At 40.4% G+C, this 16773-nt stretch carries 13 protein-coding genes; 4 read left to right on the top strand and 9 right to left on the bottom strand.

Annotation, left to right across the window (positions count from 1 at the left end; translation table 11 throughout):
• Positions 1-235 precede the first annotated feature (235 nt).
• A complete protein-coding gene (locus JFV29_RS24560; RefSeq protein ID WP_056521145.1) occupies positions 236-1138 on the bottom strand; it encodes a LysR family transcriptional regulator in 903 nt (300 codons plus the stop codon).
• A 134-nt stretch (positions 1139-1272) separates the two neighbouring features.
• On the opposite strand from JFV29_RS24560, the gene gltB reads away from it, so the two are divergent.
• Together gltB and gltD are read left to right on the top strand one after the other, a co-directional pair.
• The gene (gene gltB / locus JFV29_RS24555) at positions 1273-5823 is read left to right on the top strand and encodes a glutamate synthase large subunit (protein ID WP_201186968.1); all 4551 of its coding nucleotides are present in this window, start codon (positions 1273-1275) and stop codon (positions 5821-5823) included.
• A gap of 16 nt (positions 5824-5839) precedes the next feature.
• The gene (gltD, locus tag JFV29_RS24550) at positions 5840-7321 is read left to right on the top strand and encodes a glutamate synthase small subunit (protein ID WP_201186967.1); all 1482 of its coding nucleotides are present in this window, start codon (positions 5840-5842) and stop codon (positions 7319-7321) included.
• 241 nt (positions 7322-7562) lie between these two features.
• Here the strand turns inward: gltD and JFV29_RS24545 are convergent, their stop codons facing one another.
• The 6 genes from JFV29_RS24545 to JFV29_RS24520 all read right to left on the bottom strand — a co-directional run bounded on the left by JFV29_RS24545 (position 7563) and on the right by JFV29_RS24520 (position 13143).
• Complete coding sequence (locus tag JFV29_RS24545; RefSeq protein WP_201186966.1) at positions 7563-8906, bottom strand: MmgE/PrpD family protein; 1344 nt, start codon at positions 8904-8906, stop codon at positions 7563-7565.
• Positions 8907-8923: 17 nt separating this feature from the next.
• Positions 8924-9679 (bottom strand): amino acid ABC transporter ATP-binding protein, encoded by a 756-nt coding sequence (locus JFV29_RS24540; protein ID WP_201186964.1) that lies wholly within the window; start codon positions 9677-9679, stop codon positions 8924-8926.
• Between the two features lie 4 nt (positions 9680-9683).
• Positions 9684-10355, bottom strand: a complete 672-nt coding sequence (locus tag JFV29_RS24535; RefSeq protein WP_201186962.1) for an amino acid ABC transporter permease — start codon at positions 10353-10355, stop codon at positions 9684-9686.
• Between the two features lie 23 nt (positions 10356-10378).
• A complete protein-coding gene (locus JFV29_RS24530) occupies positions 10379-11179 on the bottom strand; it encodes an amino acid ABC transporter substrate-binding protein (RefSeq protein WP_201186960.1) in 801 nt (266 codons plus the stop codon).
• 20 nt (positions 11180-11199) lie between these two features.
• Complete coding sequence (locus JFV29_RS24525) at positions 11200-11733, bottom strand: GNAT family N-acetyltransferase (RefSeq protein WP_201186958.1); 534 nt, start codon at positions 11731-11733, stop codon at positions 11200-11202.
• Between the two features lie 81 nt (positions 11734-11814).
• Complete coding sequence (locus JFV29_RS24520) at positions 11815-13143, bottom strand: LLM class flavin-dependent oxidoreductase (protein ID WP_201186956.1); 1329 nt, start codon at positions 13141-13143, stop codon at positions 11815-11817.
• 473 nt (positions 13144-13616) lie between these two features.
• Between JFV29_RS24520 and JFV29_RS24515 the strand changes: the two genes are divergently transcribed.
• Positions 13617-14765: an amidohydrolase gene (locus JFV29_RS24515; protein WP_274607081.1), complete on the top strand. Its 1149-nt coding sequence runs from the start codon at positions 13617-13619 to the stop codon at positions 14763-14765.
• A gap of 160 nt (positions 14766-14925) precedes the next feature.
• Positions 14926-15354 (top strand): cytidine deaminase, encoded by a 429-nt coding sequence (locus JFV29_RS24510; protein WP_397329221.1) that lies wholly within the window; start codon positions 14926-14928, stop codon positions 15352-15354.
• 108 nt (positions 15355-15462) lie between these two features.
• Here JFV29_RS24510 and JFV29_RS24505 read toward each other — a convergent pair whose 3' ends face one another.
• Positions 15463-16098: a FusB/FusC family EF-G-binding protein gene (locus tag JFV29_RS24505; protein WP_201186951.1), complete on the bottom strand. Its 636-nt coding sequence runs from the start codon at positions 16096-16098 to the stop codon at positions 15463-15465.
• 162 nt (positions 16099-16260) lie between these two features.
• On the bottom strand, positions 16261-16524 hold the full coding sequence (locus JFV29_RS24500; protein ID WP_053347873.1) for a CD3324 family protein: 264 nt from the start codon (positions 16522-16524) through the stop codon (positions 16261-16263).
• Positions 16525-16773: the final 249 nt, after the last annotated feature.

Raw genomic sequence — 16773 nt, 5'->3', positions numbered from 1 at the left:
TCGGCCAACTGTCTTTTTACCTCAAATTTCCTATCTTCCATCACACTGATCTACTGAACATTAATCCAATTGACGAAATTGCTAGTTTTGGAAGAAGGGCGATTTTTCAAAAGTTCCATCATTTCAATCACATATTTAATCCATTTTCAATATACTCTCAATATTGAAGTGGAAATAGGCTATGCAAGAGCTATGCATTGAGTAAGTATCATTCATTTATATTATTCTGGAATAATTATTGGTACTGCTCTAGAATCGAGAAAAACTTTTTGACAAACTGGTAAAATACTTTTTCGGAAGGAGCCAAATCCCTGTTTTTAGGTGTGATGATACCAACTGTCCGCTTGACGTCAGGTGTATCAATCGGGATTTTTACAGTTAGTCTAGGAATTACTTCATAAAAGGTACTGTCAGGTAGAAGGCTGACTCCGATTCCAGCTGATACGAGTCCTTTTATGGAATCCATATCTTCACCTTCTGAGGCAATGATCGGTGTGAATCCTGCCTGCTTGCATGCATCGATCGCAATGCTATGGAGAATATATCCTTTTGGAAACAATACGAATGGAACGTCTCGTAAGTCGCTAAGTCGCAAACTCTTCTTATCAGCTAATGGATGGGAGATGGGAAGTAAAGCAGAAATGTTTTCTGTAAATAAAATATGGCCTTCGATATCTGGATCTTGTGTTGGAACTGGGCCAAGAAAGGCTAATCCGATTTCGCGGTTTTTGACAGCTTCCTTTAATGCGGAATACGAACCCTGTCTTAAGTGGAACCCGATATTAGGCTGCTCATCTTTAAATGCGGAAATAACGGTAGGTAATAATTGGGTGGAGAGACTTGTAGGAAAGCCGATCTTAATTGTTCCATGTTCAGGGTCTAAAAATTCTTCTATTTGATCTTTTGCATATTCTATTGCCTTTATTGCCGTTTTTGCATGAGTTAAGAATATTTTACCAATAGGAGTTAACTGAATATTACGGCCTGCTTTTTCAAATAAAAGGACCCCAAGTTCATCTTCTAGTCTGGCGATCTGCCGGCTGATTGCTGATTGTGCGATATGCAGGTGCGCTGCGGCTTCAGAGACATGTTCTCTTTCAGCGACTTCAACAAAATAACGTAACTGACGTAGTTCCATTTATTCATCCTCCATTCATCCATCTCAATATGAGATAGATTTTAATAGAATTATATATTGTTTATATTGATTTGAAAACCTAGAATTAAATGTAAGTGAAATAACGGTATAAGAATACGATGGGGGCGATTAATATGACATACAATCAAATACCAAAGGCACAAGGTCTCTACCATCCTGAATTTGAACATGATGCATGTGGGATCGGTTTATACGCTCATTTAAAAGGGCTTGCTACACATGACATCGTCAAACAAGGACTAAAGATGCTGTGTCAATTAGATCATCGTGGAGGACAAGGAAGCGATCCCCTTACAGGAGATGGCGCAGGATTAATGGTGCAAATTCCTGATAAATACTTCAGACTGGCATGCCCGGAAATGAATTTGCCAGCTAAAGGGCGCTATGGTGTGGGGATGCTCTTTTTCTCAAACAATGATTTGGAACGTAATGAGATTGAAGCACGTCTAAATGCATTTATAGAACAAGAGGGACAAACGCTTTTAGGCTGGAGAACGGTTCCCGTCGATGTAGCAAAAATCGGAGAGGTCGGCAAGGAGACATGTCCGACGATCCGCCAAGTATTCATTGGGGCTAGTGAGGAGATATCCGACGATTTAGCTTTTGAACGTAAACTATTCATTATTAGAAAACAAGCTGAAAACTGGGCTCGTGAACGTGGTAATCGTTTTTATTTTGCTAGTCTTTCAAGTACTACGATTGTGTACAAAGGATTGTTGACACCAGAGCAGGTAGATGCTTTTTATCTTGATCTTCAACAAGAGGATTTTGTGTCGGCTTTTGCTTTAGTACATTCCCGCTTCAGTACAAATACATTTCCAAGTTGGGAACGGGCACATCCAAACCGTTACCTGATTCATAATGGTGAAATCAATACGCTTAGAGGAAATGTAAACTGGATGAAAGCGCGTGAACAGCAGTTTGTTTCAGAAGCATTTGGAGATGATTTGCAAAAGGTCCTTCCTATATTAGATATAGATGGAAGTGATTCTTCGATTCTTGATAATGCACTTGAGTTCTTCGTACTTGCAGGTCGTAAACCGGCGCATGCAGCCATGATGCTTATTCCTGAACCATGGACAGAAAACCCACATATGACGAAGGAAAAGAAGGCTTTTTACGAATATCATAGCATGCTGATGGAACCGTGGGATGGTCCAACGGCGATTTCCTTTACGAACGGGAAACAAATTGGAGCCATTTTAGATCGTAATGGTTTAAGACCAGCACGATATTATGTGACCAAAGATGATTACATTATTTTCTCCTCTGAAGTCGGCGTGATCGATGTGGAGCCGGAGAATGTATTATATAAAGATCGTTTAAGCCCAGGTAGAATGCTTTTACTAGATTTAGAGGAAGGCCGCATTATTTCAGATGAAGAAATCAAATCCGAAATGGCGCAGGAATATCCCTACCAGCAATGGCTGGACGAGCAGCTTGTTCAATTAAATAACGAGGAACAAGTGGTTGAAGAGGAACTGTTGTCTGATTTACTTTTCCGACAAAAAGCGTTTGGCTATACGTATGAAGATGTTCAAAAATATCTACTGCCGGTTATTAAGGAAGGTAAAGATCCATTAGGTTCCATGGGGAATGACATCCCGCTTGCGGTCTTATCTGACCGTCCGCAATCGTTATTCAACTATTTCAAGCAATCCTTTGCACAGGTAACCAATCCGCCAATCGATTCGCTTCGTGAGCAAATTGTCACGTCAACGATGACTTTCTTAGGTGCGGAAGGAGATCTTCTGAATCCAAATGAAACAAACAGCCGCCGGATTCAATTGGATTCACCTGTTTTGACGCCAGGTCAGATGAAGCAGCTAAAAGAAATTGTATATCCGGAATTCAAAAGCAAGGTCATTCAAACTCTATTTTCAGAAGATTTAGAGAGCGAACTGGATCGAATCTGCCGTGAAGCGGAACAAGCGATTGCTGAAGGCGTTAGTCTCTTAATTTTGTCTGACAAAAATATGAGCAAAGAAAAGGCTGCTATACCTTCCTTATTGGCTGCAAGCGCCCTTCATCAAGAGCTTATTCGTCATGGAAATCGTACGAAAGTGAGCATTATCGTTGAAACAGGAGAAACAAGGGAAGTGCATCACTTTGCGGCACTTATCGGGTATGGGGTAGATGCCATTTATCCGTATCTTGCCTTTGAAACATACAAGCAGGCTGTATCAGAAGGCAGTTTATCCATCAGCTACGAAGAAACGGTAAACAAATACGTTCGCTCCTTAACAGAAGGCATCGTAAAAGTGATGTCGAAAATGGGTATTTCAACGATTCAAAGTTATCGCGGAGCTCAAATTTTCGAAGCGGTAGGAATCAGTGCAGACGTGATTGAACGTTATTTCAGTGGTACGGCTTCACAGCTTAGCGGGATTGAGCTAGAAACTATCGCAGAAGAAGCGTTAATTCGTCACCAAAATGCTGCAGCAGATTCTTATGATCAGACGCTTGAAAGCGGAAGTGACTTTCAGTGGAGAAAAACAGGGGAACATCATGCTTTCAACCCCAAAACGATTCATACACTTCAATGGGCTTGCCGAAAAGGTGACTACAGTTTATTTAAACAATATTCAAACTTGGCGAATGAAGAGAGACTCGGGTTTTTACGTAATTTATTCTCATTCGATCAGAAGCGCCAAAGTATCTCTATAGATGAAGTGGAATCCGTAGAATCCATCGTCAGCCGATTTAAAACAGGGGCGATGTCATTTGGCTCTTTGAGTCAGGAAGCACATGAAACATTAGCGATTGCGATGAACCGTTTAGGCGGAAAAAGCAATAGTGGTGAAGGCGGAGAACATCCAAGCCGTTATCAATTGGATGAAAACGGTGATAACCGCCGCAGTGGGATTAAGCAAATTGCATCTGGGCGTTTTGGTGTGAAAAGTCATTACCTTGTCAATGCAGATGAGCTTCAAATTAAAATGGCGCAAGGTGCGAAACCAGGTGAAGGTGGTCAGCTGCCGGGGAACAAAGTCTATCCGTGGGTTGCTGAAGTTCGTGGCTCTACACCGGGTGTTGGTCTGATTTCACCACCACCACATCATGATATCTACTCGATTGAAGATTTGGCACAGTTAATTCATGATTTGAAAAATGCAAATCGCGATGCACGGATCAGCGTCAAGCTTGTTTCTAAAGCAGGTGTTGGCACGATCGCAGCAGGTGTGGCCAAGGGTGCTGCGGATGTTATTGTTATCAGTGGATATGACGGCGGTACAGGTGCTTCGCCTAAAACGAGTATTAAACATACAGGTCTTCCTTGGGAGCTAGGCCTTGCAGAAGCACACCAAACGTTGATGCTGAACGGCCTTCGTAGTCGTGTAGTCCTTGAGACAGATGGAAAGTTAATGACGGGACGCGATGTAGTTATGGCAGCGATCCTTGGGGCGGAAGAGTTTGGTTTTGCAACTGCACCACTTGTTGTCCTTGGATGTGTAATGATGCGTGCTTGCCATTTGGATACATGTCCGGTCGGAGTTGCCACGCAAAATCCTGAGCTCCGCAGTAAATTTGCAGGAGATCCGGATCATGTAGTAAATTTCATGCGCTTCATCGCTGAGGAAGTTCGTGAAACAATGGCTGAGCTTGGTTTTAGAACATTGGAGGAAATGGTTGGCCGCACCGATGTTTTACAAGTGAGTGAACGCGCTCAAAAGCATTGGAAAGCTAAACATCTGGACTTAACGACACTTCTTTTCCAACCAGAGGGCATTCGTACTTTCCAACGTCCTCAAAATCATAAAATTGAAGAATCCTTAGATATTCGGGAGATCTTACCGGTTGTGCAACCTGCTTTAGATGATCAAACCCAAGTGGATGTTAGCTTCCCGATTACGAACGTGAACCGTGTAGTCGGAACGATTGTCGGTAGTGAGGTATCCAAACGTTATGGAGAAGAAGGGTTGCCTGAAGATACGATTACACTCCGTTTTACAGGATCAGCAGGCCAAAGTTTTGGTGCATTCATTCCCAAAGGCATGTCGATGTATTTAACAGGCGATGTCAATGACTATGTTGGGAAAGGTTTATCCGGCGGTAAAATCATTGTCACGGCACCAACTGGTAATCAGATTGAGGCAGGAGATAATGTCATTGCCGGAAATATCGCCTTATATGGCGCAACAAGCGGCGAAGCATACATTAATGGACGTGCTGGAGAACGCTTTGCGGTTAGGAACAGCGGTGTCAATGTTGTTGTTGAAGGAATCGGCGACCACGGCTGTGAGTATATGACAGGCGGGCGAGTGGTAATTCTAGGGGATGTCGGCAAAAACTTTGCTGCAGGTATGTCAGGCGGTATCGCTTATGTACTTGCAGATAATGCAGAAGAATTTAAGGCATTATGCAATGTAGAAATGATAGAATTCGAGACACTTGAGGATATAAATGATGTGAACGAAGTAAAAGAAATGCTCCATAGCCATCTACATTATACAGAGAGCGCCAAAGCTTCTTATGTACTGGAGAATTGGGACGATTTCGTTAAGAAATTTGTAAAAGTCATTCCAAAAGATTACAAACGGATGATGAAAAGTATCGAAGAGCAAAAGCATGCAGGTCTAACGGACGAAGAAGCGGTTATGAGTGCATTTCAAGCAAATGCCGTTCAAGATAAAAAAACCACAAAACAAGCTGTGATGCAGTAAGGAAGGGGAGAGAAAGATGGGAAAAGCAACAGGATTTATGGATTATCCGCGAGAAAAGCCAAAAGACCGGAATCCTCTCACTCGTTTAAGCGACTGGAGAGAGTATACAGCTCCTTTCTCTGATGAAAAGTTAAGTACACAGGGAGCGCGGTGTATGGACTGCGCCACCCCTTTCTGCCATATGGGCATGGAATTGAACCGAGTCACAACGGGCTGCCCGATTCATAATCTGATTCCAGAGTGGAATGATTTGGTTTACCGCGGTAGATGGAAAGAAGCATTAGACCGTTTAACGAAAACGAATAATTTCCCTGAGTTCACGGGCCGCGTTTGTCCGGCCCCTTGTGAAGGGTCTTGTACGGTTGCGATTAATGATCCTGCGGTTGCCATCAAAAACATCGAACGTACTATAATCGATAAAGGGTTTGAAAATGGCTGGATCACACCTCGAATCCCCGAATATAGGACCGGAAAGAAAATTGCTATCATCGGTTCAGGCCCTGCTGGATTAGCAAGTGCTGATCAGTTAAATCAAGCAGGTCATTCGGTCACGGTTTATGAGCGTTCAGACCGTGCAGGCGGGCTATTAACATACGGCATTCCGAACATGAAGCTTGAAAAAGATGTCGTTGCGCGTCGAATCAAATTATTGAACCAGGAAGGTATCGATTTCGTCACGAATACGGAAATTGGAAAAGACATTTCATCAGAAGAACTGCAAAATCAATATGATGCAGTTATCCTATGTACAGGTGCTCAAAAGCAACGTGACTTAGTAATTGAAGGGCGCGAAGCAAAAGGCATTCACTTAGCGATGGATTACCTAACGACTTCGACTAAAAGCTTGTTGGATTCCAACTTTGAAGATGGTCAATTTTTAAATACAAAAGGTAAAGATGTCATTGTAATTGGTGGAGGAGACACAGGCGCTGACTGTGTTGCTACTGCTCTTCGCCAAGAATGTAAGAGTGTCGTACAGTTCGGGAAGCATCCTATCCTGCCGACAGCTCGGACTTCCGATAATATGTGGCCAGCCTACCCGAATGTATTTTCACTTGAATATGCGTATGAAGAAGCGGAAGCGAAATTTGGTGCAGATCCGCGCCAATATTCAATCCAAACTAAAAGAATCGTCGCCGATGAAAATGGCAACGTAAAAGAACTGCATACGATTTCAATGGAAAAAATTAAAGGGGAAGATGGAGTATACATTTTTAAAGAAATCCCGGGAACGGAAAAAGTATGGCCTGCACAATTTGTATTCATCGCAATCGGATTTGAAGGAACAGAACAGCCGCTTTTATCTCAATTTGGTGTAGAAACCGTCAATCAAAAAATTGATGCTGTCTATGGCGAATACAGAACGAATGTAGAAGGTGTTTTTGCTGCTGGAGACGCAAGAAGAGGGCAAAGCCTAATTGTTTGGGCCATCAATGAAGGCCGTGAAGTAGCAAGGGAAGTAGACCGCTACTTGATGGGTTCGTCGGTATTACCTTAAACAGAAAAAAGAAGTGCCATAAAAACGATTATGGCGCTTCTTTTTTTGTTGGCTGGTGAATTCACGAGTAAATTAGTGAAACTCACGAGTAAATCAGTAAAATTCACGAGTAAAGGAACAAAACTCACGAGTAAATCAGTAAAACTCACGAGTAAATTCACTTAGGATTAATGAGCAGCCAATATTGCTAGGTATACAAAATAGGCGAACAGTATATAAACACTGTCCGCCTAAAATACTATCATTCAGCTTCTGTAGTTGCTTCTTGAAAAACACCAAGTTCTGTGTGAGTTAGTGCATGGACAGATGCAATTATTTTTTCTGTCTTTACGTCATCTCCTACGGCTTGAAGCAATTTCTCTTTTAGTTGGGATTTAGTTAAAGGATTCCCAGGACTTCCTTTAGGTGTATCGGTTCGTTTCGAAAGCACATCCCCACTTGTTGTGGTCACGTTCACAATTGTAAATCGTCCCACTGGGAGTGCTGTCTTTGAAGGCTTGGTCGTTACATCTATCTCTCTAGTTACTTTCTGAAAAGATTTTCTCCATGTAGAGGGAATAGGTTTCGATTCAAAAGATGAAAAGGTCAGCGGTTTGCCTGAGAGCGCGAGCCATACTATATACTCGATCGAAAATCTGCCTTCTTCACCAGTCGCGGGGTTACGATGTATCAAAGCGGAATCACCATTTGGAGGAAAGCAAACACTCACCGATTGAATATCTTCATCCGACAAATCGTACTTCTTTTGTAAAAAAACAGCTGCTTCCACGCCATGTGCAGCAGCAGAACAAAAAGGGTACTGTTTAAACCATAACCCTGGTGTAACGATACGCCATGTCTTTCCCCAATTTACTGTCAAATCGGGAACTCCATTATCCGCATATACCTCAAAGAAACCGTTCTTTCCATTTAAGAAGTCTGGGTTGCTATGTAATCCCGCACGAATCCAATCCGCTGAATCCACAGCGTTTTTAGCAGCAATTCCTACATGGAGTGGCTTTACCACAGTACCAAACTGAAGCCGAAGACCCGCCGATTGCGTAGCGGCCAGACTCATCGTTTCAGCTATTAAACGTGGAGGATATTCCCGTAAGTATGCAATCGCCCCAGCAGCAGCTATCACGCCTAGTGTAGCTGTATTATGCCAACCTTTTGTATAATGATAGGGGTTCATAGCTTCGCCAAACCGAGCCATAATCTCCACACCAATCACATAGGCAGCTAAAAAACGATTCCCGGGCATTTCTGGTTCTCCCACCGCTAACAAAGCAGACAAAATGACTGCGCTTGGATGGCCTCTTACATCTGAATGTACATCATCATAATCTAGTAAATGAGCTTGAAAGCCATTGAAGAGTGCTGCTTGGGCCCTTGTTGCTTGAATGTTACTTCCAATCAAGTAACTCTTTCCATTTCCGCCTTCATCCAAAATGATTTGTTTTAAAATCGTAATCTCTTTCTCAGATTTTGTTTGATAGGAAACAGCTAGATAATCAAGCATTCCTTCGATGGCAGCATTTTTTACCAACTCATTTTCCAAAGGATTAGAATAATAGATCGCTTCTTCTAACATTTCCGTGTTCATCCACACCACTTCCTTTTTTACCTGGCTGCTCCGTCTGATTCATCTCCCATTTGCCGTAAAAAACGCTGCGTTCTCGGATTAAGAGAATGGTCAATTACTTGTTCTGGGGTGCCTTGTTCGATAATATGTCCATCAGCCATGAAAATGACATGGTCCGCGACTTCCTTCGCAAATTGCATTTCGTGCGTCACAATCACCATAGTGGTATCTTCTTTTGCCAACTCCCGTATTACTTGCAAAACCTCATTAACCAATTCAGGGTCAAGAGCGGAGGTAGGTTCATCAAATAAAATGGCATGTGGCTTTACAGCTAAAGCTCTAGCGATGCTAACACGCTGCTGTTGTCCACCAGATAAGGTAGCGGGGTATTGTTTTGCCTGTTTTTCTAAGCCAACCCGTTTCAATAAATCCTCGCCGATTTGAATGGCTTCCTCTTTTTTCATCTTTTTGCTGACAAGCAACGCTTCAATCACGTTTTTTAAGGCCGTTTTATTTTTAAATAGGTTATAGTGTTGGAATACCATCGCTGTTTGCTGTCTTAATTGATACGCGTCTCTCTCTTTATATTTTTGGGTATCCAATTTTACATCCTTGATTTCTATGGTGCCGCTGTTGGGCTTTTCCAACAAGTTCAGACAGCGTAATAACGTTGATTTTCCAGAACCCGAAGGACCAATAATGGCGACAACTTCCCCGGTTTTTATATCCAAGTTAATATCGTTCAATACTTGTTTATCATCAAAATGTTTGGTTAAGTTTCTTACTTTTATCATATGATCACCTTCTAAGTGGTTTGCTGAGCCAAATCTCCAGATATTTTTGTATCCAAGAATAAAGAATAACCAATAGCCAGTAAATCAAGCCAACCACCAAATACGTCTCGAAAAAGCGCATGTTAGCGGATGCAATCATTTTTCCCTCTGCAAATAGTTCCGTGATTCCTAATGTAAAGGCAAGGGACGTTTCTTTAATCAAAGATATAAATGTATTTCCTGTTGCTGGCAATGCATTTAAAGCAGCCTGTGGTAAAATGATTCGCGAGTAAATCTGCACTCGTTTCATGCCAGTTGCAAGGCCCGCTTCCATCTGCCCTTTGTCCACGGAATTCAATCCAGCTCGGAAAATTTCTGCTAAATAGGAGGATTCTTTCAAACTAAATCCAATGATCGCCGCCGTGATTGCTTCCATCGTTGACAACGACGGGAATAACTGTGGTAAACCGTAGTAAATGATGAATAAAAGCACCAATGTTGGCATCCCTCGAAATAAAGAGATATATAAGCCTGCCAAATGGGTGATTCCAAAAATAGTACTATTTCTTATTAAGGCTACTACAAGTCCGATAATAATGGCTAAAACCATCGAAATGATGGCTAAAACTAGAGTGATCGGAATAAATTTTGCGATTTGTAGGGAAATTTCCAACATATATTGTAAATCAAAATTCATAATGCTTTAAAACCTCCGCTATGTTATTCGCCGGAATTCGTGGTGATATCTTCACCAAAATATTTATTGGATAGCTTCGCTAATGTACCATCTTCTTTAAGTTTTTTTATTTCTGTCGTGAATTCTTCATTTAATTTTTTTCCCTTTTCTGTCTTGGGAAATGGATATCCTACATTTTCATAGGCAACTGGATCACCGACTAGTTTTAACGGAAGATCATTTTTCTTTATTTCTGCAACTAGGATTGGGCGGGAATTGATATATCCATCAACACGGTTGTTAATGGCATCTTGCATTGCGCCATCCCGAGTTTCATAGGTTCGTATTTTGATATCGCCGTTTTTATCATATTTTTCTAGGTTCGCAACGTTATTAGACCCCAACACACCGGAAACGGTTTTGCCTTTAAGATCAGCCAAACTTTTAATATCATTGTTTTTTGTGCTTGATACAATTTGTGCACCATAATAACTATATGGCTCTGTAAAATTAAATTGCTCTTGGCGTTCTGGTGTTATAGCAACCGCATTCGCAACGGTGTCTAATTTACCTGATCCCAATTGCCCCATTATCCCACTGAAATCAGAAGTGACCCACTCTACCTTGTATCCTAAATCCTTAGCGATGCGTTCTGTAACTTCTACGTCAAAACCAATTAATTTACCATCCTCTTGATAACCATTTGGATAGCTTTGGCCAGTTGACCCCACTTTGATTGTTTTTTGCAAGGAATCTTTTGCCGTATCCTCTTGTTTTGAATTGCCACATGCTGCAAGTACTACTATGAAAAGTAAAGAGAGTCCAAGGGAAAGGATTTTTTTCATCGTTGTTTTCCTCCTAATTATTAAATAGTTTGATTATGTTTTGCAGTCCAAGCTTGATATTGTTCCGGTTGCAATATTTTCCTCAAATATATCGTGAGATGACCTTTGCCTAAATCTTTTTGACCTATCTCTTCAAATCCACTTTTTTCGTACATTTCTTTTAGCCATGGATGATTATCCGCGGTTCCGAGTGTAACCGCGGGGGCTCTCAGTTGCTTCTTCAAAATTTCTTCTTCGAGCCATGACAGAACTTTTTTCCCTATGCCTTGACGCTTATATGCAGGGTTTGTAGCGAACCAGCCTATGTGTGGCAATACGAGCGGGCCAGGATTTGGGCCCCATGGTAACCGAATCGATACGGTGGAAATGAATGTCCCATTTTCTTCCAGAACATATACCTTATTTTCGGTTATGTGTTTAATCGCTTCCTCTCTTGTGGCTGTTGCCGCAGAGAAGTGAATATCCAATTCTCGAATACTCGCATAAGCATCTAATGTTAAACGAAGAAATTTATCCACATCTTCTACTTGTACTTCACGAAATATTTGACTCATCTCGTACCTCCTATACTCTAGTAATTTCATCTTCGGTGGGGTGGCTCTGTCTTTGCGAACCATCATCCAGGTGTAAGAAGTTTAAAAGTTATGAGAATATTGATTGACCGGTTTATCCAGGCCAAGATTCCCTCGTAATGTGTTACTTTCATATTTCGTACGGAAAATTCCTTTTGATTGCAGTTCAGGGACAACAAGTTCAACAAAATCTGTTAAAGAATCAGGTAATAGGGCTGGCATAATATTAAAGCCGTCAGCTGCATTTTCATTCACCCAATCTTCAATCTTATCCGCAATCTGCGTTGGTGTTCCAATTGCGATATGATGTCCACGTGATCCTGCAACCCATTGATATGTCTGACGTAATGTTAAATTTTCATTGGTCGCTCGTTTAACGATCAAATCATATTTACTTTGGATACTATCTACATTATCAGGCAATGAAATATCAGCAAACGGTGTATCCAAAGGGATACTCGAAAAATCCACATTTCCAAAATACCTTCCCATAATAGCCAACCCTATTTCGGGAATAATTAACTCCTGTAATGCCTCATACTTCTCTTGGGCTTCCTTCTCAGTCTGTCCCACAATCGGGAACAATCCTGGCATAATACTCAAGCAGCTTTTCTCCCGATTAAAAGCGGCCAAATGACTTTTTAACTCATTGTAAAATGAAATCGCGTCTTCCTTGTTCTCCTGCGCAGTAAAGACAATCTCTGCGTGCTTTGCTGCAAGCAATTGCCCATCGCCAGAAGAGCCTGCTTGTACGATAACCGGATGCCCTTGAGGAGAGCGAGAAACATTTAATGGTCCTTTTACAGTGAAGAACTCACCTTGATGATTGATTTCATGAAACTTGCTTTCATCAATAAATTGACCTGTTTCTTTATCAATAATCAACGTATCGTCTTCCCATGAGTCCCACAATTTCTTGGTAACTTCAACAAATTCAGTAGCTCTTTTATAACGTAGACTATGTTCTAGATGTTCTGATTTATTAAAATTTGCTGCTGTAGAGGCAAGGGACGTTGTGACTACGTTCCAGCCAGCACGGCCCGAGGTAATATGGTCTAAAGAAGCGAATCTTCTAGCAACATTAAAGGGTTCTTCGTAGGTGGTGGAGGCTGTTGAAACCAAACCAATATTGGAAGTCGCCGAGGCTAGATAAGATAACAGGGTCAATGGCTCAAAGCGTGTCAGAATATTAGGGTGCGAGTCCTTTGCAACTGACAAACTATCTGCCAAAAATAATAAATCAAATAATCCTTTTTCGGCAGTCTGCGCTAACCCCTTAAAATAATCGATGTTCATATTAGCTTTCGGATTGGCGTTTGGATGTCTCCAAGAAGCAACGTGATGTCCTGTTCCAGCCAAAAATACACCTAGTTTTACTTTTTTCTTTTTCATATGTCAATTACTCCTTTGTGTCTTCACTTTTAAACGCAGGGGATTTATAATATAAATATCCTTACTGGTTTACTCTGAATTATTGCTAAAATAAAACCCGCTTCCAATTAGAAGAGGGTTTCTTCCGCCCAAAGTGTATGTAATGTCTTTACTTTTTTACTACTATTTAAATTAAATACTTTTTTGTATTGATACGTTAATATAGTAAATTACTTCAAATGGTAGCATTTTGTATAATAAATTGTCAATGGAAAATATTCAAAATAAACACTTTTCATTTCTGGGATATGATTGACTTCATTCCATCAGATGCTTACCATGCTACATAAATTAGAACTCATACTTTACACGTTTTTCAACAAGCGATAGCTGCTTCAATTGATATTCCTTGGATATTAGTTTCGTTCTTTAATTTTTTCATGAGAATGAATGTGGAAAACTTTTAATCGTATTTTTGAGGAGATGGATAACCGTTGACTATAAGCAATGTAGAATTAGAGATTTATCTATTGAAATTCAGGCGTGATCTTCATATGACACCTGAATTATCAAACGAAGAATTTGAAACGACTAGGAAAATTAAAGAAGCACTTCAATCTCAGGATATTAAGATAATTAATTTTCCATTGAAAACGGGTGTGGTAGCTGAGATAAAAGGAAGCAAGCCTGGACCTACGATAGCACTTCGCTCCGATATTGATGCTTTACCGATTTTGGAGCAATCTGAGGTGAGCTTCCCTTCAAAGCACGTCGGCGTGATGCATGCATGTGGTCACGATTTTCACACCTCTGTCATTTTGGGTACTGCTTTTTTATTAAAAAAAGAAGAAAGAGATATGGCCGGAACGATTCGTTTGATATTTCAGCCTGCAGAGGAAACGGGACACGGTGCAAGTGCTTTAATGGAGACCGGTGTGTTGGATGATGTGGATGTGATTTTTGGTCTTCATAATGATCCAACGTTGAAAGTTGGGGAGTTAGGAACAAAACATGGTGCATTGACAGCGGGAGTCGATCGCTTTGAAGTGCATGTTAAAGCAACTGGCTCACATGCGGCCAAACCGGAAGAGGGGAATGATCCGATTATCATAGCAGGACAAATTATCTCAACGCTGCAAACCATCATCAGCCGAAATGTGGCACCAAAAGAGACCGCCGTTTTGAGCATCACTCAAATTCATAGTGGATCAACGTGGAATGTTATCCCTGATAGTGCATATTTAGAAGGGACCGTACGCACCTTCAGTAAAATCCAACGAGAGTTTATACATAAACGTATGAAACAAGTCTTACATGGTATAAGTGAAACATTCAATGCGAAAGTTGAATTATCTTGGCATCCAGGTCCCCCATCAGTTGATAATACGCCAGAATGGGCAGATTTGATGCTTCAGGTTGGAGACTCAGCAGGCTACACGACAAAAACGCTAGAAGCTAGCTCAATAGGTGAAGATTTCGCTTTTTACCAAGAAAAAATACCAGGTGCTTTCGTAATGTTAGGTTCAGGCGGTCCATATGACCTGCATCATCCGAAGTTTATAGTAGATGAAACGGCACTTTTCCCAGCCGCTTCCTATTTTCGCTTATTGGCTTTAGAAGCGTTGAAAAAAGTAAAGAGTTGATAGTAAATCGAACACAATTTGTTAAACAAGCGAAGAAACAAGCTAAATAAGAAGGTCATCAAATTCGTTACCTTATGCATCCAATGAAAGTAGAAAAAAAATCGTATACAACAAGTCAACTAAATGAAATATTTGAAGTAAAAGAGAAGGGGGGCATATCATCATGAAAACCTATCCATTAAATGAATCCGATTATCATTTAATTGCTGCTGCAAGTGCTAAAATTACAGAACTTTACGAAGAAAATAAGCATCATGTGGGTGCTGCATTGAAAACAAAGACAGGGAAAATAGTTGCTGCCGTACATATTGAAGCATATATTGGCCGTGTAACAGTATGTGCAGAAGCTATTGCAATTGGAAAGGCAATATCGGACGGAGAAAAAGAATTTGATACAATTGTGGCAGTAAAGCATCCATATGCTGATGAAGTGGATAGAGCTTTAAAAGTTGTCAGTCCTTGTGGAATGTGTCGTGAATTAATCTCAGACTATGCGGAAGACTGTTTTGTCATATTAGATGTAAATGGAGTAACAGTTAAAACAAAAATTATTGAATTACTGCCACTGAAGTATACTAGAAATTCATAAAATACGATTCCACTTTTTCTAAGTTTGATCCTATACTATAACTAAAATTAAAACACAAAAAGCAATTCTTCCATAATGAAGGATTGCTTTTTTATTCGGGTACCATATCTACTTTATTCGCGCGATAAAATCATTTAATTTATCCAATGTGGTGATGTTTTGATTGCATTTTAAGCTATCCAAGCAAATATAATTACCTTTTTTAATGAATGTACCTTGTACTGTTCCTTTTGTTTCGGACATAAACATTCCTAATTCTTCAAAGCGACTGCATATGGCACAGATACCTTTTTTGTTAGAAGGTTTAATTGTCCCATGCAACCCCAATAGCTTATTGTGATGAGGTGCTATGATGAATTTTTTTCCGGAGCCGATATCATCCCATCCCAAATATGAAATCTCTCTCAAGTCTAAGTTCTCTAACATAGGGTTCTTTAACTTCTTCGCTTTAGGAAATAGCTTTTTGATCGTTTTTTCAGTCACTTCTTTAAAAGGAATCACAAATGGCTTTACCTTCAATAGAAACACTTCAGCTTGTGCAGGCTCTTTGATGGTATCAATTGGGTCTAATACTTGCCTTTGCTCCTCACTCAATTCATTGAATAAGCTTAACACTCTTTCTTTCGCGACTGTTTTCAGGGTATGAATAACATCCCTATCATTCGCAGTCGCGTGTCCATTTATGAGAATCTGAGTTTGAGACTTAATAAAGTTATATTGCTCACTTCTGATAAAAGGTTCCATTTTTCCACCCCTGTTCATGTTGCTACGATACCATTTAAACTTGGTACCGTTTCTAATTACTTTACAGAATTTGCATCAACATTGAAAGGTAGAGAACGACTAAGAAACATACTCGACATATGAGTAGCGCTGATAATATTGTCAGCGCTACAATTTTTTTACCTATTTAGAATAAACGATTTTTTTGATGGTTTCTATGGAGAGAAAATGTTCCTCGGCTAATTGATGAATTGTATGCCCCTTTTTAAATGCATATTTAATAGAAGCATTTCTGTCATCAATGTATTTCCTTGATCCCGAACTAGCTCCCCACTTTTGATAAGTCGTTTCTAGTTTAGGGATATATATCGTTTCACCTTGTATATACTTTTGAATTTCCACAATCAGCTTTTCAGGTAAAACAGTCGTTGCTTTTACATATTTCATTTCTGCCAGCCCCTTATTCTTTTTTTAGAACAAAATAAGGTGCAAAGCCAAATATATAGAAATGATAAGCTGGGCGATGTTAGTTTAGATTAATTTTACCCCATGCAAAGTATCGCCTCCAATACTAGGCTTTGCATGAGACGCTGCAGAAGGTGGCATTAAAAGTCTTATTGCCATCTTTACACCTCCCCTTTGTGTTATAAATAACACTTATTTTAATTATTATAAAATATATAAATGTGATTGCAA

It is taken from the genome of Peribacillus sp. TH16 (assembly GCF_016651095.1).
GTDB classification, from domain to species: Bacteria; Bacillota; Bacilli; order Bacillales; family DSM-1321; genus Peribacillus; species Peribacillus butanolivorans.
Note: the sequence above shows the minus strand (reverse complement) of the source record. Positions and strands in the feature narration are given on the sequence as shown.